This window comes from Streptococcus sp. NSSLK0004, from assembly GCF_059039125.1.
Genome location: NZ_CM180142.1, coordinates 1,459,598 through 1,483,237 on the forward strand (window position 1 = coordinate 1,459,598; position 23,640 = coordinate 1,483,237).

The following is a 23,640-nucleotide window of genomic DNA, read 5'->3' on the forward strand; positions in this document are numbered from 1 at the left end:
CATTGCAATACCCCTCACCCCTTTCTAAATTTGGTATAATGTTTGTAAAAATGATTGGAGATTGTTTTATGAATAAAGATAAATTACTTTGCCTTTTTTGTGGTTGCCCTGTGCCAAACCATCGTGATACTTTTATGGAACACGACATCCAATTTTCTAGAATAATAAGAGGGGACCATGAAGAATTTGACACCAGAGATAAACTTGTAGTCCAAGAACTTAACTGTCCAAATTGCAAAAATATCTCGATAGACATCGTTGGTATTGGGAGTCAGTACAGAGACAGAGTTATCCACTTTAATCCAATTTCTCTGGCAAAAATCTATCCAGATTACATCCCTAAGGCTATCCGAGAAGATTACGAAGAAGCACATGCCATACTTAATCTCAGCCCTAAAGCTTCCGCAACCCTTTCAAGACGATGCCTTCAAGGTATGATTAGAGATTTTTGGAAAATTTCAAAAGGTAGATTAGTTGATGAAATTGAGGCTCTAAAAGAATTGGTAGACCCAAGCACCAAATCTGTGCTTGATGCCCTTCGTAAACTAGGTAATATTGGAGCACATCCTGAAAAAGATGTAAACTTGATTGTTGATATAGAACCAAATGAAGCCTTGAAATTACTTAAATTTATAGAACTCCTTATGCAAAAATGGTATATCGAACGCCATGAGAATGAATTACTACTCCAAGATATTCTAGAATTAGACGAAGAAAAACAATCCAAAAGAAAAACTAATCAATAGGATCTAATTCAAATAGAAACTCACCTTCGATTGAATAATACTGGATGACTACTCTTTTAGGTTCTTCTCGAATCGAAGTTAGTTTAATCACTTTTTCAACCGTCAATGTGTTACGCGTTGGTTTATCCAAAGACATCCTCTCCTCCTTTACTTCTTCTTCCTCCACTTCACAATCTGCCGTATCACAAACGACAAAACCAACAAACCGGCTAACCAATAGATCATTGCTTTCTTTGGCAAATGGTGGTATACTTCAAATAAGAGGTTGGGGCTTTCGCCCCTTGCTCTTAATCTTTGTTTTGTAAGTTCCGCTTGTGCTCAAGCACTTGTTTGTGCCATAAGCGAGCTTCTCTTACTAAGCCTAGGACTATTAGAACTGTGCCGAGTTCTTCTGGTTTTAGGCTTTTTAGTATGTCCACCATTTGCTTTTCCTCCTGTTTTTATTTTTTTGGGTGGGGTTAATTCCTTAACCTTGACTATATTATACTGCGGTTTAACCGCAATGTCAAGAACTTTTTGCGTTTTTTTCGCAATTTTTTTGTTTTTTCTTGATTTTTTTGCGTTTTTGCCGTAAAATCTTCATTAGAAAGCGAGGAAAAAATGCTATGGCAATAGAAAACAAAGATATTTTCTCGAAAAATCTAAAATACTATATGGATAAAAAAGGAGTTGATAGAAACCAACTCTGCTCTGATTTAGATTTAAAATATACAACTGTACGAGACTGGATAAAAGGTATTACATACCCACGAATAGGTAAAATCGAATTACTTGCAAATTATTTTGGAATAAACAAATCGGATTTAATTGAAGAAAAATCCACAATCACTACTTCTATCCCCTTCCCCAACTTCGACCCACGCAAGACTATCCTGCTATCTAACTACGACAAGCTCAATGACACACGCAAGAATAAGCTCCTAGCAACCTCTGAGACGCTCCTAGCCGAGGAGCAAGGGAAAGTTATCGACATATCGGAAAAACGAGCAGAATACGACGCTAGGAAGCGTATCAGCCTATCTGTACCAGGTAAAGTCTCAGCAGGCACAGGCTACTGGCAAGAAGACGATTATGACACTATGGTAGACTTCTACGCAGACGAAATCCCAGACGAAAAGGACTATGACACCGTCGCAGTCGTGGTAGGGCACTCCATGGAACCCAAAATCAAAAACGGCGACTTCCTCTTTATCAAACTCAAGGACCAGGTTGATCTAAACAAAATCGGCATCTTCCAAGTCGACGGCGAAAACTACGTCAAAAAACTAAAAAGCGACCACTTAGAGTCGCTCAATAAAAACTATGACAACATCCAACTCACAGAGAATATGCGAACAATCGGTGAAGTGGTGGATGTGTATAGGGAAGGTTGAGACCATGGTGATTGAGGAGTATAATGGATTGGTTGCCACAGAAAGAGAGCAATATTTTTGAAACCAAAATTATCATTTGAAGATTTGATTGATAGACTAACCAATGAGAAAGGGATTACTCTCGGAACTTTTTCAAAAGAGCAAGTTGAAGAGTATTTAAAAACACGTAGTTACTATTATAAAATTTTCTAGTTATAGAAAGAATTACCCTAAATTACCAGATGGAAAATATGATAATCTGACATTTAACCACCTAGAAGCGACTGCAAAAAGCGATGTTCGTTTAAGAGAATACCTTCTTCATCTTTGTCTAGATGTCGAACATGCCACTCGGACAAACCTGATGACACAGTTAACCGAGGATGAGAATGAAGATGGGTACAAAATAATCGAAGATTTTCAAGATGAGTTCCCTGATAAATTTCATGAGATTTTAGAACACTTCCGAAACAACAAGTACAAACAAGATATGTTCGAAAAACGAACCCAAATTTCTGCGTGGGTATTCATGGAAATTATTGATTACGGCACACTAGTACAATTTTTGGAATATTATATCCACTCCAGATCAGTAACTGCAAAGAATTTGTATTCTGCCCAACACCGTTATATAAAAAATATTCGCAATTCTTGTGCTCATAACGATGTATTCCTCATAAATCTTTTCGATAAAAAATATTATATTCCTAGACCAAATCCAGCGACGAAATCATTTGCTGATAGCATGGGAATCAATAACGGTTTGGTTCGATATTTAAAAATTATTGATATTATCAATTTGTTTTATGTTCATGCCAATATTTGTTCGAATGAATTAAACGCTAGACGCTACCAAGAAGGTCTAGCAATTATTCAAAAATTCGATGAACAAAAAGAATTACTACACCATTCAACTTACTTAAATAAATTTTATAATAATATTTTTAACAAATGTGTTGACTTTTTAAATAAATAACGATAGTATAGTTATGAGGAAACAAGGTAAAACCTTGGCTCGCACGTAATGTCGGGTTATTGAAGAGAGTCAGCATGAAAGTGTTGGCTTTTTTCTATTTGCAAAAAACAAAAAAAATCCCCACACTCTCCGTCGCCAAACCTTGAGTGCAGGGTAACCTAATAAGCAAAGACCAGCTATTCAGCAGGACCTTTTGCGTACTCTATTATATCATATCAAAGGAGGTGATGCCAATCCTTATCTCAAAAAGCACTCCCCAGCGAAGAGAAAGGAGCAAAATGGCTAAAAAATATATAAAGAAAAATGGTGAAATCGCCTATAAATTTGTCGCCTACCTGGGCGTTGACCCAGTGACTGGTAGGCAAATCCGAACAACTCGACAAGGTTTTAAAACCGAACGTGAAGCAAAGTTGGCTGAAGCAAAGCTTATAGAGCAATATGAAAGTCAAGGAGCATGGAAAAAGAATAATACTACTACGTTTAATGACGTGGCACAATTATGGTTTGAGCAGTACGAACATACTGTCAAAGCATCCACCTACTTAACCGCTGAAAACAATTATAACAAACAAATCAAACCTTTCTTAGGTCATATTAAAATTGATAAAGTATCCGTCTTGATTTGCCAAAAGCTAGTAAATCATCTATCACAGTTCGGTGCCTATGGTTCCTATGTAAGTATTGTCAATCGTATTTTAAAATTTGCTGTCAATATAAGTGTTATTGGCGCAAATCCGATGGATAAAACGATACGTGCTAGAGGTAGTTATCAGAGCGGAGCAGATGAGTTTGAAAATTACTATGATAAAACTGAACTCGACCTGTTTTTGGACATCGTCAAGAAACATAAAAAACTTAGGGATTTGGTCATGTATCGCATTCTAGCCTATGGCGGATTGCGCATAGGCGAACTACTGGCTTTGGATGACAGTGATTTTGACTTCAAAGTCAATACTATACAAATAAACAAGACCATAGCGCGAACAAAGACAGGTCTGGTTGAACAAGCACCAAAGACTAAGAAAAGTAAGCGGACAATTTCTATGGATGCTGAAACTATGAGGCTTGCTAAAGAATATTACAAAACCTTACCTCGTCCTATCAGAGGCGCAATGAAAATGTTCCCAATCCGAGCGGAGACTGTCAGGATAAATTTGAGGAACTTGATAAAAAAACACAATCTCAAACCTATTACACCTCATGGTTTTAGACATACGCACGCATCGTTATTGTTTGACGCAGGGGTGCCGGCTAAACTGGCGCAGGAAAGACTCGGACACGCTAAAATATCGATCACTCTGGATTTGTACACACACTTATCCAAGACACAGAAAAACGATGTAGTAGATAAATTATCTGCCTACATCGCTAGCTAACGTATTAAAAAACGTATTAAAGCGGATTTGACACCTCGGAAAAACCTTGAATTCAACGTTTTTAAAGGAGATCTCTTTATTTTATCATAATTGAGAATATTTTTCACGACAGAAAAAGCCCCACACAACAGGGCTTTTCTTGGAGTGAAAGGATAATTTAGGGGGATTTATACTAAAACAGTGAACACTTCCCTTCTATATAAAATGTTGAAGTCAATGTTTCTTGACCATTATTGATAAAAATTTCTACGCAATTGGTATCCATTAATACTAGCAGCTCTGTTGCTCTAATAGTAACAGCTCGGCGAACCGTTGACCAATCCTCTTCACCAATTTGCTGGATTTTGAGGCGACTACGGTCAATATATACTTCTTGTCTGTCCCTATCATAGCCAAATTGAAGATAATCTTGGTCATTTCCAAATTTTACAGTTAGACTATCTTCTAGTCTGAGAGAAAGTTTACTTGGTCCTTGAATAACTTGATTGATTGCAATTTCTTCAAAGTTGCTCAACACACCCGATGGTAAAACTTGGAGCAGGCCTGTCTGACTTGGTTTAAGAATACGAGGAAGGGTCATCTGCCCAAACCATTGATGACCGAGTTCGTTAGTCACTAATTTGCGTCCCCATGTATGCATCCAGGCTATCATCACTCGCTCACCTTCCGGACCTTCCGTTGTTTGAGCGGCATAGAAATCATGACCGTGATCAATCTCTTTGAATGAATCTGCAATAAAAATTTTCTTATCCCAGTCCACATGACCATGCACAAAGATATTAGAATTGATATTGACAAAGTCGTTATCCTCTTTTTGATACCGCATTGGAGACACTATCAAGTACTCCTGCCCATCTACTACAAAATAGTCTGGACATTCCCAAACATGACCTTGGTGAGACTCTCCTTTTAAGAAGATGGATTCAAATTGCCAGTCCAACAAATTATCAGAGCCAAGTAGGACGATACAGCCGACACCGTCTTTGTGCTTGGTCGCTACAACCGAGTAGTAACGTCCATCTTTTTCAAAAATTTTCGGATCACGAAAATCATTGGCAATGACTTCTTCTGGTAATTCTTCTGCTGTTGCAACTGGATTTTGTTTGATTTTTTCAAAGTGAACTCCATCTGTGGAGAAGGCCATATTTTGTACCTGACTGACTGTTCCATCTTCATGAACAATGTGACCTGTGTACATGAGCCAGAGAGTGTCATCCTTAACAATAGCAGAGCCCGAGAAACAACCATCCTTATCATAATCCTTGTCTGGAGCTAGGGCAACTGGAAGATATTCCCAGTTAATCAAATCTTTACTTTTAGCATGACCCCAGTGCATTGGTCCCCAGACACTCTCATACGGATTGAATTGATAAAAAAGATGGTATTCTCCTCTGAAATAGACAAAGCCATTTGGGTCATTGATCCAGCCTGTTTCTGGTGAAAAGTGAGCTTGTGGTTTATAAATAGTACTGACTTTCTGAGCATTCGTTGTGATATAGTTATCAGCCCGTTCGCAATTATAGTTAGACATAAGTTATTTCACTCCTGTTCCCGTACTTCCTAATCCCTGTACTAGGTACTTTTGGAAAAATACATAAATAATGATGAGAGGGATTGTTGAAATTGTCAACATTGCCATAATTTGATTGGTATAGGTTGGTTGAGTGTTATTAATATTTGTAATTGCTACTTGCAGAGGAAAATCACTTGTATTGGTCAATACCATTAAGGGCCAAATATAGTCGTTCCAGCTACCTATAAAAGATAAGGTGCCAACTGTAGCAATAGCTGGTTTAGATAGTGGCAACATAATATTCCAAAAAATTCGAAACTGCGATGCCCCTTCAATCTTAGCTGCTTCTAAAATTTCATCAGAAACAGCTTTGAAAAATTGTCGAAACATATAGATAAATAAAGGGGCGGACAAAGCAGGTAAAATTACTGCTAAGCGTGTATTTAGCAATCCCAATTTTTGTACAATTGAAAACTTAGTAATCATAATTGTTTCGCCAGGGATAACTAGCAAGGCCAACATAAGTGCAAATAAAAGTTTTTTACCTTTAAATTCAAACTTTGCGAATGCATATCCCGCAAGTGAATTAACAAGAATAGAGCCGATTGTCACACAAGTAGCATAAAAAATACTATTGCCAATGTATTGAAAGAGATTAAACCGTGTAGAAATCTCCTTGTAAGGCTGAAACCATTCTCGTGGATCCATCGAAGGTAGAAAAGATTGCCAAGTCCCAAGTTGTTCAAAAACAGCTTTTTCACTCTTCATAGATGAAGCAACCATCCACACCAATGGAAACACGAAAAGTAGTGCTAGCAATAAGGTTAAAATAAAATAGATGATATGGTGAACGCGTTTATTCATGATAGCCTTCATCTCCTGTCAATTTTCGTTGTAACACTGTAAATATAATGATAATCAATCCAAAAATCACCGTAATCGAACTTGCATAGCCTACCATTCGATCTGTAAAACCTGTTCGATAGATATAATAAACAGGTGTCAAAGTTGAATTCAGCGGTCCACCTTGTGTCATAACCATCGGCTGAATAACCAATTTGAAAGCATCAATTAATGTAGTTGTTAAAATCAAAATCGAAGTAGGTTTTAACATGGGAAGCGTTATGTGGAAAAATTGCTTCAATTTACTCGCGCCATCGATACTCGCTGCTTCATATAACGACGATGGAATATTCTGCAAACCTGCTAAGAAAATGAGCATTTGATAACCTGCACCTTGCCAAGCTGATACAGCAATAATGACAAACATTGCTTGTTCAGGACTGGTTAAAAAAGGCTGCGGATCGATTCCTATCCCTTGCAATATTGAGTTAATTAAACCGCTTGACGGATTCAATAGTACCAACCACAATACAGATACTACAACAAGTGACATTACAACCGGCGCAAAAAATGCTACCTTGAAAAAGATTGTTGACTTGCGTTTATTGTTGACTAACAAGGCCAAGCCTAAAGCAAGTCCTAACTGAATGGGAATAATAAAAATTACAAACTGTCCGATATTTTTCAAACTTTGCATAAACAAGGGATCTTGAAAAAGTTTGATAAAATTGTCCAATCCCACAAAGCTCGTAGCATCTGGTGTCAACAAATAATAATCTGTAAATGCATAATAGATAGAAAGTAAGGTCGGTAGGAACAAGAATAGTCCTAAAATCAACATTGCTGGAGATAGAAATAGATACCCCATCACCGATTCTCTATTTTTTGCGATCATCCTCTATTTTCTCCTTCTTATTAAATCAATGAGGTCGCCTACCTCAACAAATTTACAATAGACAACCTCATCATCAAGTATGTATTTTATGGCAATAATGGATCAATTTCTTTTGCTTTTTGCTCTAGCAACGCTTCTACATCTGCATTTTGATCAACATAGGTCACTTCTGTCACTGTATCTTGTACAATACGACTGACTTGTGGATAGTTTACCAAAACTGGACGTGCATGACCTGTCTTAGCATTTTGTTCCAACAAAACTTTCATCTGATCAGACACTTCTGAAGCTAAACGATCTGATGTTGATTTTCTAGATGGCAAGACTGAGTTGCCGACACTCATATCATATACTTCTTGTTCTGAACCAAGAAAATCAATCAGTGCTCCAGCTGCCTCTTTCTTAGTAGTAGTTGCGCTCATTCCGTATGCCCAACTACCTGTTGGAGAAACTAATTTTTTAGTTGTTGGAGACATTGGTAACGGTAGTACACCGTATTCGATATCAGTATATTGTGAATCCATCTCTTGCATTGTCCAAGAGCCTGTCATCTTCAATGGATATACTCCTGTTTGGAAACCATTTTTCTCTGGTGTTATTGTCGAATAACCGTTTTTAATCAACCCTTGAATAAAGGTAAATGCTTCAACAGAGCCAGCATTATCGAAAGTTCCTGATGCAGTTTTACCATCTTCACTAACAACGTCTCCACCTGACGACCATACAAATGGTGTGAAAGCATACATTAGCCATTCTGAATGGTCATCAAATCCGACATCAATAGCTGGTTTGTTATATTTTTTGGTCAGTGTTTCAAACAATTCATTGTATTGATCATAAGTCCATGGGTTATCAACTGTTGGTAGAGTTGTTAAATCAACTCCCGCGTCTTCCAACATTTTTTTGTTATAAAAGATACCTACACCGGATTCTGAATATCCAAGTGAGTACAACTTACCATCGTATGTCCCTTCTTCAATAATACTTGGCAAAAGATCGTCTTTATTACTAACATAATCATCAATCGGTGCAATAATTCCTGATTTTGCATAAGCTGCTGTATTCGGTCCATCCAAGGTCAGTACATCTGGCAGAGTATTCGTTGTTAAGGCAGCATTTACCTTGTCCTCATAACCACCACCAGAGCCACTGCGGGGAATGTATTCTACTTTGGCTGTGTATCCTTTTCCATTACTCTCATTAAAATCCTTGATGGACTGTGACATCACTTGTCCTTCTGCAGACTCCTCTGAATACTGTACCCATAGTGTAACGGTCTTTTCGTCACCAGTATCAGCAGAGCCATTAGCACTACTATTTCCACAGCCCGCTAATGCTAATGCGGATAATAGGGTAATTGCAACAGTGGTTTTTTTAAAGAAATTCATCTTTAATCCTCCTATTTTTGAAACGTTTTAAAAATTGATGATTAATAATAAGGTGGCGCCACCTTTTAACCAAGAAATATTTTTGAAACGTTTCATTTTTTGTTTAAAAATTTAAATCAACTTAATGACAGGTTTATTTTAACATTGATAGCGCTTTCTGTCAATGTTTTTTTTTTAACTTTTTTTATTATTTTGTTGTTTTTCCTTCAATATAGGAAATAGGCAAAACAATTTGACTTGCATGAGGTTGCCCTTCAATAATAGATAATAAGACTTCTACCGCCTTCCTAGCCATATCTTCAAGAGGCTGTTTAATGGTTGATAAAGGATACTCTCTTTCCTCACCGTAACGAATTCCATCATAGCCTATTATCTGAATATCCTCTGGGACACGTTTTCCTAGTCTTTCCAATACCGCAATCGTATCCAAAGCTTTATAGTCATTGACTGTAAAAATTCCATCTATATCCGGATGTTCTAGTAGAAACTGTTCAAGTTGCTCTTGAAAATGATCGTAGGGCTCTTCCAAATCAAAAATATGGCAAACCTTCCCTGCTTTTTTTATTGTCTTTTCAAAGTATCGTCTGCGATTTTTGGTCTCGTTTGAAGTTGTATTGTGGCTTCCGACAAAAGCAAAATTTTGACAACCTTTCTCCAATAATTTTTCAGCAGCTAGCTGACCTCCACGTTTATTATCAGAAGAAATCCATGCAATATCTTTTTCTGAATAACTTCTATCAATACTCACAAACGGAATACTCGAAGCTAGATAATCCTCTATTGGATTGTAAGTTATCGCAATGATACCATCCACTTTATTCTGCTGAAGCATAGTAATATATTCTAAATCTTTTTTAGCACCATTTGTATTACACAGAAGTAATTTATAATTTATTTCACTCAAAGCAGTCTCAACATAAAATGCAAATTCACTAAAAAATGGATGCCATATGGTTGGAATAATGAGTGCTATCGTATCAGTTTTGCTTGTTTTCATCCCGCGTGCATAGACATCTGGTACATAATTTAGTTCTGCAATGGCAGCATTTACCTTAGTTAGAGTAACAGGTTTTAACCCACTTTTTCCATTAATAACTCGCGATACAGTTCCAACGCTGACACCTGCAACCCGAGCTACATCCTTCATCGTAATGGACTTTTGTTCTGTCATGTTCTGCTCCTTTCTAAAACATTTTGAAACGTTTCAATAGTGATTCAAGCATATCATTGATAGCGTTTTCTGTCAATAGAAAACAGGTCAACAAACCTGCATTTATCCATTTTTTATATCAATTGCATCTATGATTTGTCCTACAAATGACTGACCTGGTACTGCAAAGAGGAGATATTCCCTTTGAAAAGGCCAAAATCCTTTTACGATTTCATTAAATTGAAAATGAGCCAAAATAATGTGCTCTTCGTACTTAACCCTGCCGATTTGATAGGTTACAGAAACTGGAAAGACGTGTTTTTTTTGAATAGGTAGTACGGGACTTGAGTTAGTCACCAATAGATACTTTCCAGGAATAATCTCGAAAGAGTTCTTTATCGCAATCTGAACATTCATCTACATCTTCTTTTTCGGGTGTTTATCTATAACTTCTGGATGATTATCCAGAGCTGCTTTTCCTTTTTTCGTCAGCGCGTAACCACGGACAGAAAAGTAGGAAGCTAGTTTCTCTTCTGTCAAGTGGTCCTTTAGAGCTGTATCTAGGTCTGCTGCTTTCATCTTAGATATACCTGTTACTCCTTCTGCCTTTAAGATATTCTTTTTGGCTGTGGAAGTAATATGGTCTAGTGAATCAAACGCCGTCTCGATATAGGCATAACCATCAGCTATTAATTGCTCCATATGGACTGGTCCATTGATACCATACATGTACTCAAAATACTTGGAGTAAGGAGTCGTAGTTTCAAACGTACCAAAATTAATCCGCCAGAGTAGGATAATGTCTCCCGGTAGCAAGCCTTCTTCTAGACGAATCATATTGCGCTTAGGAACCGGCTTTGCTTCAAGCAACCAAGCAGTCAAATCACGCTCTGGTGAAATATAGGGTTTGACTTCATGATTCTCGTACATCTCCTTGATGCGTTGTTCAACTGACATATTTTTCCTCTTCTTATATATAGTACTTACTATTACTATTATACACATTTTTATGCTTTTGCAAATAAAATCGTACCGTTATTGAGTAAATCAAGCACCTTCACTAATGCAACGGACTGACTTATTTACCTCCCTCCATGGTTTTACCAGTCCCTAGCACAGTTCCATATGTATTTAATTGAAAAAATAGCCAATTAATGGTAGAATGAGCATAATTTTTCAATAGATATAGAAAGGATTTTACATGAAAAAAATAGCACTCCTAACCCTTCTCTCGAGCCTGACCTTAGCAGCTTGCTCCTCTGCTTCAGATAACACAACCTCTTCTACACAAACTAGCACTAGTACTACCAGCACTACTGATACCTCCGCTTCCTCTCAGTATGCCAAAGATTTAGCCTATGCCATCAATAATCCTAATGCTACTTTCCCGCAATTATCATCGGAAATTGCTGACAATGAAGCCGCTGTAAAAATAAAAACTTCTCAGGGTGACATCACTGTCAAACTCTTCCCTGAACAAGCTCCTCTTGCAGTCGAAAATTTCTTGACCCATGCAAAAGAAGGATATTATGATGGTATTATCTTCCACCGTGTCATCAATGGTTTTATGATTCAAGGTGGAGATCCAAATGGTGATGGTACGGGTGGTCAGTCTATTTGGGCTGGAAAAGATGATAGTATAGATGCTGGAAATGGTTTTAAAAATGAAATTTCTGCCTTCCTCTACAATATTCGTGGTGCTCTTGCTATGGCTAATGCTGGTGCAGATACGAATGGTAGTCAGTTCTTTATCAACCAAAATACCACAGATGCTTCTAGTCAGTTATCCACTGCAAGCCATCCTGGAAAAATTATCGAAGCCTACAAAAACGGTGGAAATCCAAGTTTAGATGGTAGCTACACAGTCTTTGGGCAAGTCATTGAAGGTATGGATGTCGTTGATAAAATCGCTGCTGTTGAAACCGACAGCAATGATAAACCAACCAGTGATGTTACTATCGAATCTATTGAAATCATTAAAGATTATAGTTTTGAATAACAAAAAAAGAGATTTCCAGGTAATTTAAGCTATCTGGAAAATCTCTTTTTTTTGTATTAAGGAAGTATTAGTCAGTGATTTTTATGAATGGAGCGCCCTCTGTCCGATCAACTGGGTCTGTACTTTGGATGCTCCACAGATACTGGATATTGTACCAGCCATTGTTACTTGGATTGTAAGGATCTAATACATAGGTGTGACCATTTTGATACCCTTTCAACACAATTTCATGACCACCACCAATGACAAATTTACTATTCCCTACAGCAGCTGCCACGAAATAACCTTGTTGGAGAGCAAGCGATAAATCGTTTACTGAATTGAGTGCAGTAGCTTTTAGCCCCCAATGTTGAGCTGCAAGAACTACTCCTCGGCTACTAGTTCCAGCAAAATTACGGTTAAATTCCATTGTGTTATAATGCAGGAAATTCCCTATATCTACAGGTGAAACAGTGGCCCCTTTCAGACTTGAAATAATCATTGCGACAACTGTCGGAACGCAACCTGTTGGACCAAAAGCCCACAATCCATATCGTAAGCCACTCCAACGTGAATCAAGCTGAGAAAAATATGGTGCAACAAAAGAATTTCTAGCAACCTGAACTGTCTGTGTCCCGATTCCCTTCATTTGTCCGTTGACTACTTCGTAAACATGGATATGGTACTTTCCTGTCCCTGAATGATTCTGCGCATTAAAATGACCAATGAAACTTGTGGTGCCCTGACGAATAGCGTCATACCAACGAATATCGTCTTGTCCATTTGTATCAGACCAAATCGCCAAACGGACCTGTCCACTCGTTAAAACTCCTTGTAGATTGATACGGTAATTACCTGTTCCTTGATAAATTGATGTAATCTGAGTTGTCTTGGTTGGTTTTGGTAGATTTGCTTGGGTAGTCCCTGCACCAGATTTCTGTCCATTCTTGGTGATTAGATAGGCATGAGCATGATAGAGACCCCAATCATATCGATGATTCGCCATATCTACTGTTACACGATAAGTTCCGTTGTTCTGTTTAGTTGCATTGTACCAACGAATATCATCTTGTCCGTTTGCATCTGACCAGACAGGAATGGATACTTGTTGAAGTTCTCCTGTGGCTACAATATCTGATACAATCACATCGAATTTCCCAGTATTCTGAACATTGGAAATCGTTACTTTAGCTGAGTTCTGCGTAATAGGAGCTACTTGGAAATTAGGAATCGTTCCAACTCCTATCGTTTCTTTACCATTTTTAGTGGTGATATAAATATGAGCTTGATAAGAACCAGAATTGAACTTATGATCTTGCAAAGATACCGTAACTTGATAGCTTCCGTCTGATTGCTTGGTTGCTGTATACCAACGGAGATCATCCTGTCCATCTTTTTCAGACCAAACAGGAATTTGTATAGATTGGACTGTTGGTGGTACATTGTTGACAACTAGGCGATAACGTGCTGGGCTTAGTTGACTTACTGTTCCTGTTAGACTTGGCTGAGCAAGGGTAAGCTGATGGCTCGTGATGCCACTGACTCTACCTGATACTTTCCAGTAGGCATGAACTTGATAAGCTCCATATCCTTTATGATTTTCATAAGGTACAACAACCGTTCCTGTTGCTGAACTTGCGTACCATTTTATGTCATCTTGACCATTTTTTTCAGACCAAACTGCAAAAAGAACTTGACTTAAATCAGCAGATTCGTTGGCAGTTAGCTGAATAAAAATTCCATTCTCTTGTAGTTGACTAGTCAAAGTACCGGTTAGTTGGTCTGGCTGAGTGGATCCAGAACTGGTGGAACCTGCCCCTCCATCAAGGGCGTAGAAGGCAATCCCCTCTTGCTTCCAGCCTCTGCTTGCTAACTGATTATATTCTGTCACACTCGTTGTATATAGATGACGCTGATTTCCTGCATGATAGAGACGATAGACAGGTACTGATCCGGAAGATTTAAAGGCCACACCTTCTTGTTTCCAACCTCTTTGCGCCAAGCTATCATATTCATTCTTACTTTTGGTGTACAGATGTACTTGTAAGCCTGAATGATAGAGGCGATACACATCTTCTCCATTTTTCGTTGACGTTTGCCAAGCTTGCCCTTCCTGTTTCCAGCCTCTTTGTCCTAGGGCTGTGTATTCGGTAATACTGTTCGTATAGAGATGCGTTCTTAGTCCTGGATGATAGAGACGATAGAGCACTTTCGTCTCTTCCGCAGTAGTTTCCGTCATCGTTTGAGAGCTATCCTGATTACCCGTTCCTGACGAAGTCGTCACCTCTTCTTCTGATGAACTCGTACTGGTCGAAGTTAGGCTTGTAACCGTTGAATCAATGGAATCTATTGTCGAAGAAGAGCTACTTGTATCCTGACCACTAGTGTCCTCTGCACGACTAGAGTCTACTGTTTCCAGCGCTGTCGTTTCTGCTAAAACTGGAAGAGCTGTCCCAGTCAGCAAGAAAAAGAGCGTTACAATAGTCAGACGACGCATTTTTTTCATATAAACCTCCTTAGTATCCTACTTTTTTATCTTACCATAAATTCTATAAAAAAGGAACAGCTTCTTTTGTTAGAAAATGGACAAAAAAAAAAGAAGTTCTACACTTCTTCCAAAAATGCTATTAGCATTCGAGCAGAACGTTCACCTGCTTGAATGATAAATTCATCAAAGGTGATATTGGCGTCTCCCTGAGCCGTATCACTCATAGCGCGGATGACCAAGAAGGGTTTGCCTACATTTACTGCCGCTTGAGCAATAGCTGCTCCTTCCATCTCTACAGCAAGGACTTCTGGGAAATGATTCTTTATCGCTGTAATCTTATCTTTTCCAGCAATAAAACTATCACCTGTCACAATCAAACCTACATGGCTGGTCATTTCCTGCTCCGCCAAAACGGTTGTTAACTGTCTCAATAAGGCTTGATCAGTTGGATAATACAATTCCTGCCCTGCCATTTGCCCATAGGCATAGCCAAAAGCCGTCACATCTACATCATGGTAACTCAAACGATCTGCAACAACCACATCACCTATCGCGATTCCATCAGCTACTGCGCCAGCTGATCCGGTATTAACAATAACATCTACTGCAAAACGGTCTGCTAAGATAGCCACAGACATGGCGGACATGACTTTCCCAATCCCTGACTGGACAAGAACAACTTCATGGTGACCAATTCGCCCACAATAATAAGTCCGCCCCAAAATATCGATTTCAGTTCCACCTTGTAGACTCTCCACTAGAATCTTTAATTCTTGAGGCATAGCAGCAATGATTCCAAATTTCATGACTTCTCCTTAGATAAATAAAACAGCGAGTATAAATAGAATGACCAATATAACGACCCAAAAGAGAATCTTGTTAACTTTTCCTCTGAATTCCTCACGTTTAATAGTTTCAATGCGGCGACTTTTGACAACAGAAGCCTCAACTGGTATTCGCATTGTCTGTCCTTCTCTATATCCAGTATACTCATCGTCGAAATTTGGCTCGAATTCTTCGTTTAAAGATTGTTTGGGACTATAGTAGCCAAAACCTCTATTGTCTTGAAAGTCCTCCAACTTCTGTCCTTTTCTAGCTTTCTCTAAAATTTCGTCTGTCAAAATGGGCTTTCCCATTGCCACTTCCTACTTTCTCATCAATTGTAAATACTGAACAGCCATAATGGTCTTAGCATCGCAAATCTCACCATTTGCAATCAATTCCTGCGCTTCTTCCAAGGTTACTTCGTGCAATTCAATCACCTCATCTTCATCCATAGGACGTGGATTGTCAACCTTGACCAGATTATTCGCCAGATAAAGATAGATGCGCTCATTGCAAAAACCAATTGCAGAGTAAAAATCAGCCAAAAGGGTTAACTTATCACTGGTATAGCCTGTTTCTTCTTCCAATTCTCGAAGGGCTGCTGCTTCCTGACTGGCTTCTTCACCAACTTCCAACTTACCTGCTGGGATTTCATAAATCACACGCTCAATAGCCTTGCGGTATTGACGAACCAAGATTAGCTTGTCTTCTGGTGTAACTGCCAATACACAGACAGCTCCCTTGTGGAAAATTAATTCTCGCTTGCCTGTACCTCCATTTGGCAGAGCTACATCATCAACGACTACATCAAAAATGTGGCCTTTAAAAATTTCTGTCCGCTGAATAGTTTTTTCTTCAAAATTCATATACTTACCTATTTTTGACTTGGATGAAACGGAAAACGTGTTGCATAGCCTTCTTTATTTTCTTGACGACCGCGACCAATTCCTATTGCATCTGTTGGAATATCTTTTGTAATAACAGAGCCTGCGGCTAGTAATGCATTATCTCCAACAACCACCGGTGCGATAATGGTTGAATTTGAACCGATAAAGGCATGGTTTCCAATGGTTGTATTGTATTTGTTTTTTCCATCGTAATTCACTGTAATAGTACCAGCACCGATGTTAACATCAGAACCAATTGTGGCATTACCCAAGTAAGTCAGGTGCCCAGACTTAGTCCGTTCGCCCAAAGTAGACCCCTTAACTTCAACAAAATTTCCGATATGGACTTCTTTCTTGAGATGGCTACCTGGGCGGATATGGGCGTATGGTCCAACTGTCACACCTTCCTCAACAATTGACTCTTCAATATCAGAGTTGCTGATGATGACATCTGCCCCAATCTTAGCATCGCGCACACGAGTTCCATTTGTCAAAACAGTTCGTTCACCGATAACTGTCTGACCTTTCAAGACAACATTGGCTTCAATCACTGCTTCCGCACCGATTACAACATCGATGTCAATATAGGTCGCATCAGGATTGGTAAAGGTCACACCGTTAATCATGTGTTGTTCATTGATGCGTTTTCGCATAACCGCTTCAGCAGTTGCAAGAGCAACACGATCATTAACCCCTAGACTCTCATCAAAGTCTTTGAGAACATAGGCTCCGACCTTCTCACCTGCCTGACGGAAAATGGAGATAACATCCGTTAGATAGTACTCTCCTTGAGCATTATCCGTATTGATGTCCTTGAGCGCCTCAAACAAGCGCTTGTTGTCAAAGAGATAGGTCCCCGTGTTGATTTCCTTGACTTGCTGTTCAAAATCATTGGCATCTTTTTGCTCAACAATCTTTTGCACTTCACCATCTGCATTTCGAATAATCCGACCATAGCCGAATGGATTGTCCGCTTGAGCGGTTAAAATCGTTGCAACATTCTTGTGGCTAATATGGAAATTAATTAGGTTTTTCAGGCTCTCTCCAGTGATTAACGGAGTATCACCAGCAATAACCAAGGTTTGCCCTTCCAATCCTGCAAGGGCTGACTCAGCCATCATAACTGCATGTCCTGTTCCCAACTGCTCTGACTGGAGGGCGAAATCGGACTGTCCCTCTAGGACTGCCTGAACCAATTCTGCTTTGTGACCAACGATGGTCACAGTTTTACTAGGTCCCATTGCATCCACTGCACGTTTAACATGCTCCAGCATGGTAATTCCTGCTACTTTGTGCAAGACCTTTGGCAAGTCTGACTTCATACGGGTCCCTTTGCCCGCTGCTAGGATAATTGCATAGTTATTGCTCATAGTGTTCTCTCTTTTCAATGATATACTCTCATTATAGCAAATTTTAGCCTTTTTTGGAAATTAGCAGAGCAGGAATCAAAGATAGGCAAACAAAAAGGAGCCTACATTCCTAAACTTTGTAACTCCCCCAAACCTAGAGAGGATAAACTAATTCAAATTCTTCGCAGACGACCAGCATATCTTCTGAAAAGGTTAGACCTGCTTCCGCCAGCCAGATAGTGAAAAGCTCTTGATGAACTTGTCGCCAGTGGACTAGACTTTTCTCTTTTACGACAGACAATTCTCCTTCCTGTCGATACTCGCCCTCCTTATAAGCATGATCCGCTGTCACTTGGGAGAAGGGCGTCACATAGACCTTACTGGTCTGGATAATGCAAACAGCCTGACCTTGACCATCAAAAATGATGTCGTAGCCACCTGCTGTTGGGAGTTCTTCTCCCTCTACTGCGTAGAGAGCATGGGCAGAACTAGTTGCGGTCTTCACTCCCCTAGCCACCAAATCAGCAAGCCGATTAGCTTCTGCTCCAAAAGCCCATGCCTCTGGCTCTGGACCAGCTTGGGGATTGATTGCAAAATAGTCCTGCCAGAGTTGTGTTGGGGTCATGATTGTTCCTTTCTAGTGTGCCATTCCTCTCTCGTCAGTAAACTCACTCGTTCCGTTTTTACATTATCAATAAGTGGGAAATACTCATCTTCCAGTAGATATTGATAGACAAAGCCTAATTTTTCTTGGACACGTTGGGATTTGGTGTTATCTACAAACGCACGACACCATATCTGATCTAAATCCAGTTGACTAAAGCCATAGTCTAGTATCGCTTTACAGGCTTCTGGGACCAGACCTTGTCCCCACAGAGTTTGGCCAAGCCAATAACCAATCTCGGCCTCTGAATCAGGCAAATCAAGACCACTCTGTTTGCCAATCATCAGACCGATACTGCCAATCACCTGTCCCGTTTCTTTGAGAACAAGGGCGTAGGTTTCGGGTTGGCTAAGGACTGTCTTGATAATTTCTCGACTTTCTTCCACGCTCTGATGAACAGGCCAACCCGCTGCAGGACCAACTTCATGATGACTGGCCTGAGAAAATAAGTCAGCTGCGTCTGTTTCACTCCAAGGGCGGAGCAAGAGACGATTGGTTTCAAGAATCATAATCTTCCTTCCTACTTCAAACTCCAGCCACCGTCAATGGTGATAATCTGGCCTTGCATGGAAGCCAGTTTGCCATTGGCCAGCATGAAGGTCAGCTCTGCTATTTCGCTGGGCTGGGTCCAGCGTCCGATTGGGGTCTGGTCTGCCACCCAGTCCGCCAGGCCACCAGGCTCAAAGTCCTTCTGGGTCATGCCTGTTTGGACGGCACCAGGAGCAATGCCGAAGACCTGGACCTTGTCCTTGGCATAGTCCAGTGCCAACTGCTTGGTAAAGCCTGCCAAAGCGTGCTTGGAGGCAGTATAGGCCGAGCCTCCTCCACCTGCTAGACTGGAGGCAATGGAGCACATATTGATAATAATGCCCGACTGTCTGTCCACCATTTGCTGCAGATAGGGGCGAGTTAGTCTGGTCACCGCAAAAAAATTAACCGCAAAGATGTGAGCTAATTCATCCTCCTCAATATCCAGATGGGGACGGTAATCGTCTAGAATGCCTGCTGTATTACAGAGGACATCAACTGTCTGGCACCAGGAAAAGACTGGGCTTAAATCGCCAGCCAGGTCCAGCTGTAGAAAGTGGAAATCCCCTGCCAAATCAGGCTTGCTGGCCTGATCAATCCCGTAGACACGCCAGCCATTTTCCAAAAAAATCCGTGCCTGCTCAAGGCCAATGCCGCTAGAAACGCCTGTGATGAGGATTGTCTTAGTCATGAACTTCTACCCAGTCGGTCGCAAGGACATCACATGGGGTCGGACTCCACATGGAGAAGCCCTCGCCCTCGCCGGTCACGTTGATGAGGAAATAAGGCGTCGCCTCTAGCTTTTGCCCGTGTACCTCAATGGTATCAAAGAGCTGGACGTAGTTCTCCGCCCCTCCCCAGCCTGTGCGAACATATTTTTTCTTGGCCTTCAAGCCTGGTAAAATCTCTTCAAATGTCATGGTTTGCTCCTTTGTTTTTCTTTATTATACCAAAAAATCAGACCACTCAACAGAGCAGTCTGACGGTATTTCTAACTGATTACTTCTTTTTTCAAAATGAAAAATGTACCTACAAGCGTAGAAATAAGGGCAAGAAACATGAAAATTAAGGGCAACCAGCCTGTCCAGTCCTGCGGTCCGTAACCAAACTGAGCCGCAATGACCTGACTAAAACCACTAATAACAACTAAAACATAGGCTGGAATAAGCGTATCAACCAAGGCTGACTTACTGCGGTAGTAAAATAGACCCACAGCAATCCCTAGTATCACTAATAGACTGGACCACAAGGGCATGGACATTCCTTCGAAAAACTGACGACTAATCCAAAAACGCAAGGCAATCAACCCAACAAAGCTGACGCCCCATGTCCCCATCATCAGATAGGACTTGATTTTTGACGATTCATAGACTAGATTCTTTAGGATGAAAAAGGCAGAGCTGGGTAGAATGAGTGCAATGAGCAAATCACAAAGCAAGCCTCGCCATTCTACCACCATAGCACCGGTCACCCCAAATACACCTAAGAAAAACCAGCTCATATATACCAAGGAAATCAATCCTGTTAATCGCAATCCATAATACCACCGGATTGGCGGCAAGTCTGACAAGAGTTCATCTGCCATTTGCTTGCTATCTTTTCCTAAAAATTCCTCAGCGGATTGACCGTCTGCTTGGGCGTCCAAGACATCTTGGTAAATAGAGAGCAATAGTTCTGTCGCCATTTCCTCCTGCTCATGAAAGGCAGATGCCAATATCATGTAGCCATGAAGTTTACGCATATAGGCCTTGTTCTCCTTGGTCAATTTCCCTTGCAGGTCACTAATGGCATTCAAATTTTCCTGTTGTTTGTTCATTCTACTTCTCCTTTTTCACTAACAAGAACGCAGTACCAATCCAAAAGGTCATAGAGGGAAGAATAATCAAGATGAGATTCATCCAGACAGGGACGGTCATATTCATATTTATTACACCACCAACAATCATAAAGAGGTAGCTTGGTAAAAAGACATAGCGGACTAACTTTTCCTTTTGGAAAAATAGCAGAGCAAAACCGATTAAGGTAAGTGGCACTAGCAGCCCCCATCCAGTCAGAACTAGGTCAGGTTCCTTTGGGATGACCCAAAAACGAACTCCTGTGACTAGGAGAAAAAAGAGGGGAACTAGGAAGTAACTAGCCCATATCTTAACCTTGCTAGTCTGGTAAATAAGACCACGAATAATGAGGAAAATTCCAGCTGGGAGGAGAAGGCTGAGAACCATGTTACAAATGACGGATAGCCAGTTGAGTGAAATCGTTCCTGTCCCTGCAAATTCCATCATCCACTGACTACCGAGATAGATGACGAGCATGAAACCGCTCAATCTTGCGACTTCTGAGAAGGCGATTGGAGGAAGGTAGCTGAGTAGCTCATCTGCCATCTGCTTGCTATCTTTACCCAGATATTCTTCGGCATAAAGACCGTCTTGCTGGGCATCTAGCACATCTTGGTAAATAGACAAGAGCTGAGCAGTCACCGCTTCTTCCTTTCTATGAAAGATAGAGGTAATCATCATATAGCCATTGATACGGGCCATGTATTCCTTATTTTCCTTGGTCAACTGCTTTTCAATTTTTTCAATCCGCTTGCGGTATTCCATAAGTTTGCTCATTCTAATCTCCTTTCAAACGGTCAACCTTATCAACCAATTCTGTCCATTGTGTCCAAAAATCTTCTAAATAGCTGTGTCCCTGGTCTGTCAGATAAAAATACTTCCTGTCAGGTCCATCTGGTGAGGGCTTGTTTTGGCTAACAATCAAGTTGTTTTTTTCCAGTTTTTGTAAGAGAGGATAAACAGTTCCACCGACCATGTTTTCAAATCCCTGCTTCCTCAGTTCTTGGACCAACTCATAGCCATAGATTTCTTTTTGGCTGATAATCTGTAAAACACAGCCATCTAGAACACCTTTCAGCATCTGTGTTTCTTTCATACATTCTCCTCATCTTCATTAAATAATCCAAACAGCAAGCCAGATACCAACATGACAAGAGAGTTCAAAGCCCAGCCTGTAATAATGGCCGTCACTATCGTAATCCCAGCAATTTCCCATTCTTCTCTTATTTTTTTATCCAATTTCATTTTACCACTCCCATCTAGTTTGTAATACATACTAGATAAGTAAAAATAAAAGTGATCCTCTTTGTCATTTCTCACTAGTTTGTTTTACCTATTAACTTTGTATCCATAGTATAACACAACCCGACTAGTTTGTAAAACAAATTAGTGAAAATTTGTAAAAAACCCAATTTGTAAAATTAAGCTAGACAGAAAAAGCCATCTATGTTAGGCTCAGATAAACTACCACATTTGTCTGAAAGGAACTAACATAAATGACCTATACCCATCTTACCACAAATGAGCTCGTAATGATAGAGGCATACTACCAAGAAGGCGTAAAAATTGTAGATATTATGACATCTCTGGGGAGGTCAAAGCAGACTATCTATAATGTTATCAACTTTCTCAAAGACGGCCATTCCGCCTATGACTACTACGAACGCTATATAGCCAATAAGAAACGCTGTGGTCGGAGGAAAACAAGTCTTTCGCAAGCAGAAAAAGACATTATTCAAACTCATTTGGATTTAGATTGGAGCCTTGATGTCATCAAAGGATCTTATTCGGATAACATTTCTTGCTCTATGAGAACTCTCTATCGACTGGCTGACCGTGGTATTTTCAAGAAAGAGGATTTCCCCTGGAAAGGGAAGAGAAAGCCAAATGGTCATAGTGAAAAACGAGGAAAACAAACGTTTCGCAGAGATTTACGTGAAAGGGCTGAACTCTATCCTGATTTTAATGCAGAATTTGGACACTTGGAAGGAGATACCATTGTTGGGGAAAAGCACAAAAGTGCGGTTATTACCTTGGTAGAACGCCTTTCAAAATCCATCATCACACTGAAAACCAAGGGACGAAAAGCAAGTGATATTGAGGCTGCCATCAATCAATGGCTGTCTCAACTTCCTAAACATCTCTTTAAGTCGATAACCTTTGATTGTGGGAAAGAGTTTTCTAATTGGAAGTCTATTTCGAATGCACATGACATTGATATTTTCTTTGCTGATCCAGGTTGCCCTGGGCAGCGAGGTCTAAATGAACACTCGAACGGTTTGTTAAGACGACACGGACTTCCGAAACAGATGGATTTTACTGATATTTCTCAGCAGTTTTTATCAGCTATAGCTGATAAAAGAAATAGAATCCCTAGAAAGTCTTTGAATTATCAAACACCTTACCAAGTTTTTCTGAGTTATATAAAAAGTCTAACTTAATTTGACAATTTAAAAAATTAAAAACTTGGGTTGCCCCAAGTTTTCATCCTATAAAATTCTAAATCGCATCACGACCGCGTTCACCTGTGCGGATGCGAATGACATCTTCTATTGGTTGAATGAAAATTTTTCCGTCACCAACTTCTCCTGTGCGTACTGCAGAAGTAATCAAGTCAACTACTGCATCTACCGCAGCATCTTCCACAACTATTTCAATCTTTACTTTGGCAAGCATGGTCGGTGTCACCTTATGACCACGAACAATTTCAGCGAATCCCTTCTGATTCCCGAATCCTAAAACTTGTGAAATGGTCATTCCCTTGGCAATTCCAGCACCTGTCAAAGCAATCTTTAAATCTTCTAATTTTTCTGTACGAATAATAGCTTCTACTTTTTTCATGATATT

29 protein-coding genes are annotated in these 23,640 nt (G+C 39.9%); 7 read left to right on the forward strand and 22 right to left on the reverse strand.

What is annotated here, in order from left to right; translation table 11 throughout:
- Window positions 1–68: 68 nt before the first annotated feature.
- Window positions 69–746, forward strand: a complete 678-nt coding sequence (locus tag AC4CS8_RS07575; RefSeq protein ID WP_493892650.1) for a DUF4145 domain-containing protein — start codon at window positions 69–71, stop codon at window positions 744–746.
- Here AC4CS8_RS07575 and AC4CS8_RS07580 read toward each other — a convergent pair.
- On the reverse strand, window positions 736–876 hold the full coding sequence (locus tag AC4CS8_RS07580; RefSeq protein ID WP_493892651.1) for a hypothetical protein: 141 nt from the start codon (window positions 874–876) through the stop codon (window positions 736–738). The two genes, AC4CS8_RS07575 and AC4CS8_RS07580, sit on opposite strands and share 11 nt — an antisense overlap.
- 475 nt (window positions 877–1,351) lie before the next feature.
- Here AC4CS8_RS07580 and AC4CS8_RS07585 point away from each other — a divergent pair, with 475 nt between their 5' ends.
- The 4 genes from AC4CS8_RS07585 to AC4CS8_RS07600 all read left to right on the forward strand — a co-directional run bounded on the left by AC4CS8_RS07585 (window position 1,352) and on the right by AC4CS8_RS07600 (window position 4,450).
- The gene (locus AC4CS8_RS07585) at window positions 1,352–2,119 is read left to right on the forward strand and encodes an XRE family transcriptional regulator (RefSeq protein WP_493892652.1); all 768 of its coding nucleotides are present in this window, start codon (window positions 1,352–1,354) and stop codon (window positions 2,117–2,119) included.
- 57 nt (window positions 2,120–2,176) lie between these two features.
- On the forward strand, window positions 2,177–2,311 hold the full coding sequence (locus AC4CS8_RS07590; RefSeq protein WP_493892653.1) for a hypothetical protein: 135 nt from the start codon (window positions 2,177–2,179) through the stop codon (window positions 2,309–2,311).
- Between the two features lie 46 nt (window positions 2,312–2,357).
- The gene (locus tag AC4CS8_RS07595) at window positions 2,358–3,074 is read left to right on the forward strand and encodes an Abi family protein (protein ID WP_493893880.1); all 717 of its coding nucleotides are present in this window, start codon (window positions 2,358–2,360) and stop codon (window positions 3,072–3,074) included.
- Between the two features lie 278 nt (window positions 3,075–3,352).
- Window positions 3,353–4,450 carry a site-specific integrase gene (locus AC4CS8_RS07600; RefSeq protein ID WP_493892654.1) on the forward strand — a complete coding sequence of 366 codons (1,098 nt, stop codon included), beginning with the start codon at window positions 3,353–3,355 and terminating at the stop codon, window positions 4,448–4,450.
- A gap of 172 nt (window positions 4,451–4,622) precedes the next feature.
- Here AC4CS8_RS07600 and AC4CS8_RS07605 read toward each other — a convergent pair whose 3' ends face one another.
- The 7 genes from AC4CS8_RS07605 to AC4CS8_RS07635 all read right to left on the reverse strand — a co-directional run bounded on the left by AC4CS8_RS07605 (window position 4,623) and on the right by AC4CS8_RS07635 (window position 11,196).
- The gene (locus AC4CS8_RS07605; protein ID WP_493892655.1) at window positions 4,623–5,981 is read right to left on the reverse strand and encodes a glycoside hydrolase family 32 protein; all 1,359 of its coding nucleotides are present in this window, start codon (window positions 5,979–5,981) and stop codon (window positions 4,623–4,625) included.
- A 3-nt stretch (window positions 5,982–5,984) separates the two neighbouring features.
- A complete protein-coding gene (locus AC4CS8_RS07610; protein ID WP_493892656.1) occupies window positions 5,985–6,827 on the reverse strand; it encodes a carbohydrate ABC transporter permease in 843 nt (280 codons plus the stop codon).
- Window positions 6,820–7,701 (reverse strand): carbohydrate ABC transporter permease, encoded by an 882-nt coding sequence (locus AC4CS8_RS07615; RefSeq protein WP_493892657.1) that lies wholly within the window; start codon window positions 7,699–7,701, stop codon window positions 6,820–6,822. Before AC4CS8_RS07615 ends, AC4CS8_RS07610 begins: the two co-directional genes overlap by 8 nt.
- Window positions 7,702–7,787: 86 nt before the next feature.
- Window positions 7,788–9,089, reverse strand: coding sequence for an ABC transporter substrate-binding protein (locus tag AC4CS8_RS07620; RefSeq protein ID WP_493892658.1), 1,302 nt, complete (start codon window positions 9,087–9,089; stop codon window positions 7,788–7,790).
- A 187-nt stretch (window positions 9,090–9,276) separates the two neighbouring features.
- Window positions 9,277–10,260, reverse strand: a complete 984-nt coding sequence (locus tag AC4CS8_RS07625) for a LacI family DNA-binding transcriptional regulator (RefSeq protein ID WP_493892659.1) — start codon at window positions 10,258–10,260, stop codon at window positions 9,277–9,279.
- 102 nt (window positions 10,261–10,362) lie between these two features.
- The gene (locus AC4CS8_RS07630; protein WP_493892660.1) at window positions 10,363–10,656 is read right to left on the reverse strand and encodes a hypothetical protein; all 294 of its coding nucleotides are present in this window, start codon (window positions 10,654–10,656) and stop codon (window positions 10,363–10,365) included.
- A complete protein-coding gene (locus AC4CS8_RS07635) occupies window positions 10,657–11,196 on the reverse strand; it encodes a hypothetical protein (RefSeq protein ID WP_493892661.1) in 540 nt (179 codons plus the stop codon).
- Between the two features lie 244 nt (window positions 11,197–11,440).
- On the opposite strand from AC4CS8_RS07635, the gene AC4CS8_RS07640 reads away from it, so the two are divergent.
- A complete protein-coding gene (locus AC4CS8_RS07640) occupies window positions 11,441–12,238 on the forward strand; it encodes a peptidylprolyl isomerase (protein ID WP_493892662.1) in 798 nt (265 codons plus the stop codon).
- 67 nt (window positions 12,239–12,305) lie between these two features.
- On the opposite strand, the gene AC4CS8_RS07645 is transcribed toward AC4CS8_RS07640, so the two are convergent.
- From AC4CS8_RS07645 to AC4CS8_RS07705, 13 genes are all read right to left on the reverse strand, one after another.
- Complete coding sequence (locus tag AC4CS8_RS07645) at window positions 12,306–14,723, reverse strand: GBS Bsp-like repeat-containing protein (protein WP_493892663.1); 2,418 nt, start codon at window positions 14,721–14,723, stop codon at window positions 12,306–12,308.
- Window positions 14,724–14,821: 98 nt separating this feature from the next.
- Window positions 14,822–15,511, reverse strand: a complete 690-nt coding sequence (locus tag AC4CS8_RS07650; protein ID WP_493892664.1) for a 5'-methylthioadenosine/adenosylhomocysteine nucleosidase — start codon at window positions 15,509–15,511, stop codon at window positions 14,822–14,824.
- A 9-nt stretch (window positions 15,512–15,520) separates the two neighbouring features.
- The gene (gene macP / locus AC4CS8_RS07655) at window positions 15,521–15,841 is read right to left on the reverse strand and encodes a cell wall synthase accessory phosphoprotein MacP (RefSeq protein ID WP_493892665.1); all 321 of its coding nucleotides are present in this window, start codon (window positions 15,839–15,841) and stop codon (window positions 15,521–15,523) included.
- A gap of 9 nt (window positions 15,842–15,850) precedes the next feature.
- Window positions 15,851–16,396, reverse strand: coding sequence for an NUDIX hydrolase (locus tag AC4CS8_RS07660; protein WP_493892666.1), 546 nt, complete (start codon window positions 16,394–16,396; stop codon window positions 15,851–15,853).
- A gap of 8 nt (window positions 16,397–16,404) precedes the next feature.
- Window positions 16,405–17,787, reverse strand: a complete 1,383-nt coding sequence (glmU, locus tag AC4CS8_RS07665; protein WP_493892667.1) for a bifunctional UDP-N-acetylglucosamine diphosphorylase/glucosamine-1-phosphate N-acetyltransferase GlmU — start codon at window positions 17,785–17,787, stop codon at window positions 16,405–16,407.
- A gap of 133 nt (window positions 17,788–17,920) precedes the next feature.
- On the reverse strand, window positions 17,921–18,391 hold the full coding sequence (locus AC4CS8_RS07670) for an ASCH domain-containing protein (RefSeq protein WP_493892668.1): 471 nt from the start codon (window positions 18,389–18,391) through the stop codon (window positions 17,921–17,923).
- Window positions 18,388–18,939 (reverse strand): GNAT family N-acetyltransferase, encoded by a 552-nt coding sequence (locus AC4CS8_RS07675; protein WP_493892669.1) that lies wholly within the window; start codon window positions 18,937–18,939, stop codon window positions 18,388–18,390. The genes AC4CS8_RS07670 and AC4CS8_RS07675 overlap by 4 nt, the downstream gene beginning before the upstream one ends.
- Before the next feature lie 11 nt (window positions 18,940–18,950).
- Entirely contained in the window at window positions 18,951–19,649 is a 699-nt protein-coding gene (locus AC4CS8_RS07680; RefSeq protein WP_493892670.1) for a 3-oxoacyl-ACP reductase, read from the reverse strand.
- On the reverse strand, window positions 19,642–19,878 hold the full coding sequence (locus AC4CS8_RS07685; protein WP_004194840.1) for a DUF2829 domain-containing protein: 237 nt from the start codon (window positions 19,876–19,878) through the stop codon (window positions 19,642–19,644). The genes AC4CS8_RS07680 and AC4CS8_RS07685 overlap by 8 nt, the downstream gene beginning before the upstream one ends.
- A gap of 71 nt (window positions 19,879–19,949) precedes the next feature.
- The gene (locus AC4CS8_RS07690; protein ID WP_493892671.1) at window positions 19,950–20,774 is read right to left on the reverse strand and encodes a DUF1129 domain-containing protein; all 825 of its coding nucleotides are present in this window, start codon (window positions 20,772–20,774) and stop codon (window positions 19,950–19,952) included.
- Window position 20,775: 1 nt separating this feature from the next.
- Window positions 20,776–21,570: a DUF1129 domain-containing protein gene (locus tag AC4CS8_RS07695; protein ID WP_493892672.1), complete on the reverse strand. Its 795-nt coding sequence runs from the start codon at window positions 21,568–21,570 to the stop codon at window positions 20,776–20,778.
- A 1-nt stretch (window position 21,571) separates the two neighbouring features.
- The gene (locus tag AC4CS8_RS07700; protein WP_493892673.1) at window positions 21,572–21,889 is read right to left on the reverse strand and encodes a PadR family transcriptional regulator; all 318 of its coding nucleotides are present in this window, start codon (window positions 21,887–21,889) and stop codon (window positions 21,572–21,574) included.
- The gene (locus AC4CS8_RS07705; RefSeq protein WP_493892674.1) at window positions 21,886–22,038 is read right to left on the reverse strand and encodes a hypothetical protein; all 153 of its coding nucleotides are present in this window, start codon (window positions 22,036–22,038) and stop codon (window positions 21,886–21,888) included. Before AC4CS8_RS07705 ends, AC4CS8_RS07700 begins: the two co-directional genes overlap by 4 nt.
- A 251-nt stretch (window positions 22,039–22,289) precedes the next feature.
- On the opposite strand from AC4CS8_RS07705, the gene AC4CS8_RS07710 reads away from it, so the two are divergent.
- Complete coding sequence (locus tag AC4CS8_RS07710) at window positions 22,290–23,234, forward strand: IS30 family transposase (protein WP_172095684.1); 945 nt, start codon at window positions 22,290–22,292, stop codon at window positions 23,232–23,234.
- Window positions 23,235–23,292: 58 nt separating this feature from the next.
- On the opposite strand, the gene AC4CS8_RS07715 is transcribed toward AC4CS8_RS07710, so the two are convergent.
- Window positions 23,293–23,634, reverse strand: a complete 342-nt coding sequence (locus tag AC4CS8_RS07715; protein ID WP_493892675.1) for a P-II family nitrogen regulator — start codon at window positions 23,632–23,634, stop codon at window positions 23,293–23,295.
- Window positions 23,635–23,640: the final 6 nt, after the last annotated feature.

Bases quoted from the DNA above. Each gene is read 5' to 3' on its own strand.
- AC4CS8_RS07575 (WP_493892650.1), top strand. From the start codon at position 69: ATGAATAAAGATAAATTACTTTGCCTTTTTTGTGGTTGCCCTGTGCCA.
- AC4CS8_RS07585 (WP_493892652.1), top strand. From the start codon at position 1,352: ATGGCAATAGAAAACAAAGATATTTTCTCGAAAAATCTAAAATACTAT.
- AC4CS8_RS07600 (WP_493892654.1), top strand. From the start codon at position 3,353: ATGGCTAAAAAATATATAAAGAAAAATGGTGAAATCGCCTATAAATTT.
- AC4CS8_RS07605 (WP_493892655.1), bottom strand. From the start codon at position 5,981: ATGTCTAACTATAATTGCGAACGGGCTGATAACTATATCACAACGAAT.
- AC4CS8_RS07610 (WP_493892656.1), bottom strand. From the start codon at position 6,827: ATGAATAAACGCGTTCACCATATCATCTATTTTATTTTAACCTTATTG.
- AC4CS8_RS07615 (WP_493892657.1), bottom strand. From the start codon at position 7,701: ATGATCGCAAAAAATAGAGAATCGGTGATGGGGTATCTATTTCTATCT.
- AC4CS8_RS07620 (WP_493892658.1), bottom strand. From the start codon at position 9,089: ATGAATTTCTTTAAAAAAACCACTGTTGCAATTACCCTATTATCCGCA.
- AC4CS8_RS07625 (WP_493892659.1), bottom strand. From the start codon at position 10,260: ATGACAGAACAAAAGTCCATTACGATGAAGGATGTAGCTCGGGTTGCA.
- AC4CS8_RS07630 (WP_493892660.1), bottom strand. From the start codon at position 10,656: ATGAATGTTCAGATTGCGATAAAGAACTCTTTCGAGATTATTCCTGGA.
- AC4CS8_RS07635 (WP_493892661.1), bottom strand. From the start codon at position 11,196: ATGTCAGTTGAACAACGCATCAAGGAGATGTACGAGAATCATGAAGTC.
- AC4CS8_RS07640 (WP_493892662.1), top strand. From the start codon at position 11,441: ATGAAAAAAATAGCACTCCTAACCCTTCTCTCGAGCCTGACCTTAGCA.
- AC4CS8_RS07645 (WP_493892663.1), bottom strand. From the start codon at position 14,723: ATGAAAAAAATGCGTCGTCTGACTATTGTAACGCTCTTTTTCTTGCTG.
- AC4CS8_RS07650 (WP_493892664.1), bottom strand. From the start codon at position 15,511: ATGAAATTTGGAATCATTGCTGCTATGCCTCAAGAATTAAAGATTCTA.
- macP (WP_493892665.1), bottom strand. From the start codon at position 15,841: ATGGGAAAGCCCATTTTGACAGACGAAATTTTAGAGAAAGCTAGAAAA.
- AC4CS8_RS07660 (WP_493892666.1), bottom strand. From the start codon at position 16,396: ATGAATTTTGAAGAAAAAACTATTCAGCGGACAGAAATTTTTAAAGGC.
- glmU (WP_493892667.1), bottom strand. From the start codon at position 17,787: ATGAGCAATAACTATGCAATTATCCTAGCAGCGGGCAAAGGGACCCGT.
- AC4CS8_RS07670 (WP_493892668.1), bottom strand. From the start codon at position 18,391: ATGACCCCAACACAACTCTGGCAGGACTATTTTGCAATCAATCCCCAA.
- AC4CS8_RS07675 (WP_493892669.1), bottom strand. From the start codon at position 18,939: ATGATTCTTGAAACCAATCGTCTCTTGCTCCGCCCTTGGAGTGAAACA.
- AC4CS8_RS07680 (WP_493892670.1), bottom strand. From the start codon at position 19,649: ATGACTAAGACAATCCTCATCACAGGCGTTTCTAGCGGCATTGGCCTT.
- AC4CS8_RS07685 (WP_004194840.1), bottom strand. From the start codon at position 19,878: ATGACATTTGAAGAGATTTTACCAGGCTTGAAGGCCAAGAAAAAATAT.
- AC4CS8_RS07690 (WP_493892671.1), bottom strand. From the start codon at position 20,774: ATGAACAAACAACAGGAAAATTTGAATGCCATTAGTGACCTGCAAGGG.
- AC4CS8_RS07695 (WP_493892672.1), bottom strand. From the start codon at position 21,570: ATGAGCAAACTTATGGAATACCGCAAGCGGATTGAAAAAATTGAAAAG.
- AC4CS8_RS07700 (WP_493892673.1), bottom strand. From the start codon at position 21,889: ATGAAAGAAACACAGATGCTGAAAGGTGTTCTAGATGGCTGTGTTTTA.
- AC4CS8_RS07705 (WP_493892674.1), bottom strand. From the start codon at position 22,038: ATGAAATTGGATAAAAAAATAAGAGAAGAATGGGAAATTGCTGGGATT.
- AC4CS8_RS07710 (WP_172095684.1), top strand. From the start codon at position 22,290: ATGACCTATACCCATCTTACCACAAATGAGCTCGTAATGATAGAGGCA.
- AC4CS8_RS07715 (WP_493892675.1), bottom strand. From the start codon at position 23,634: ATGAAAAAAGTAGAAGCTATTATTCGTACAGAAAAATTAGAAGATTTA.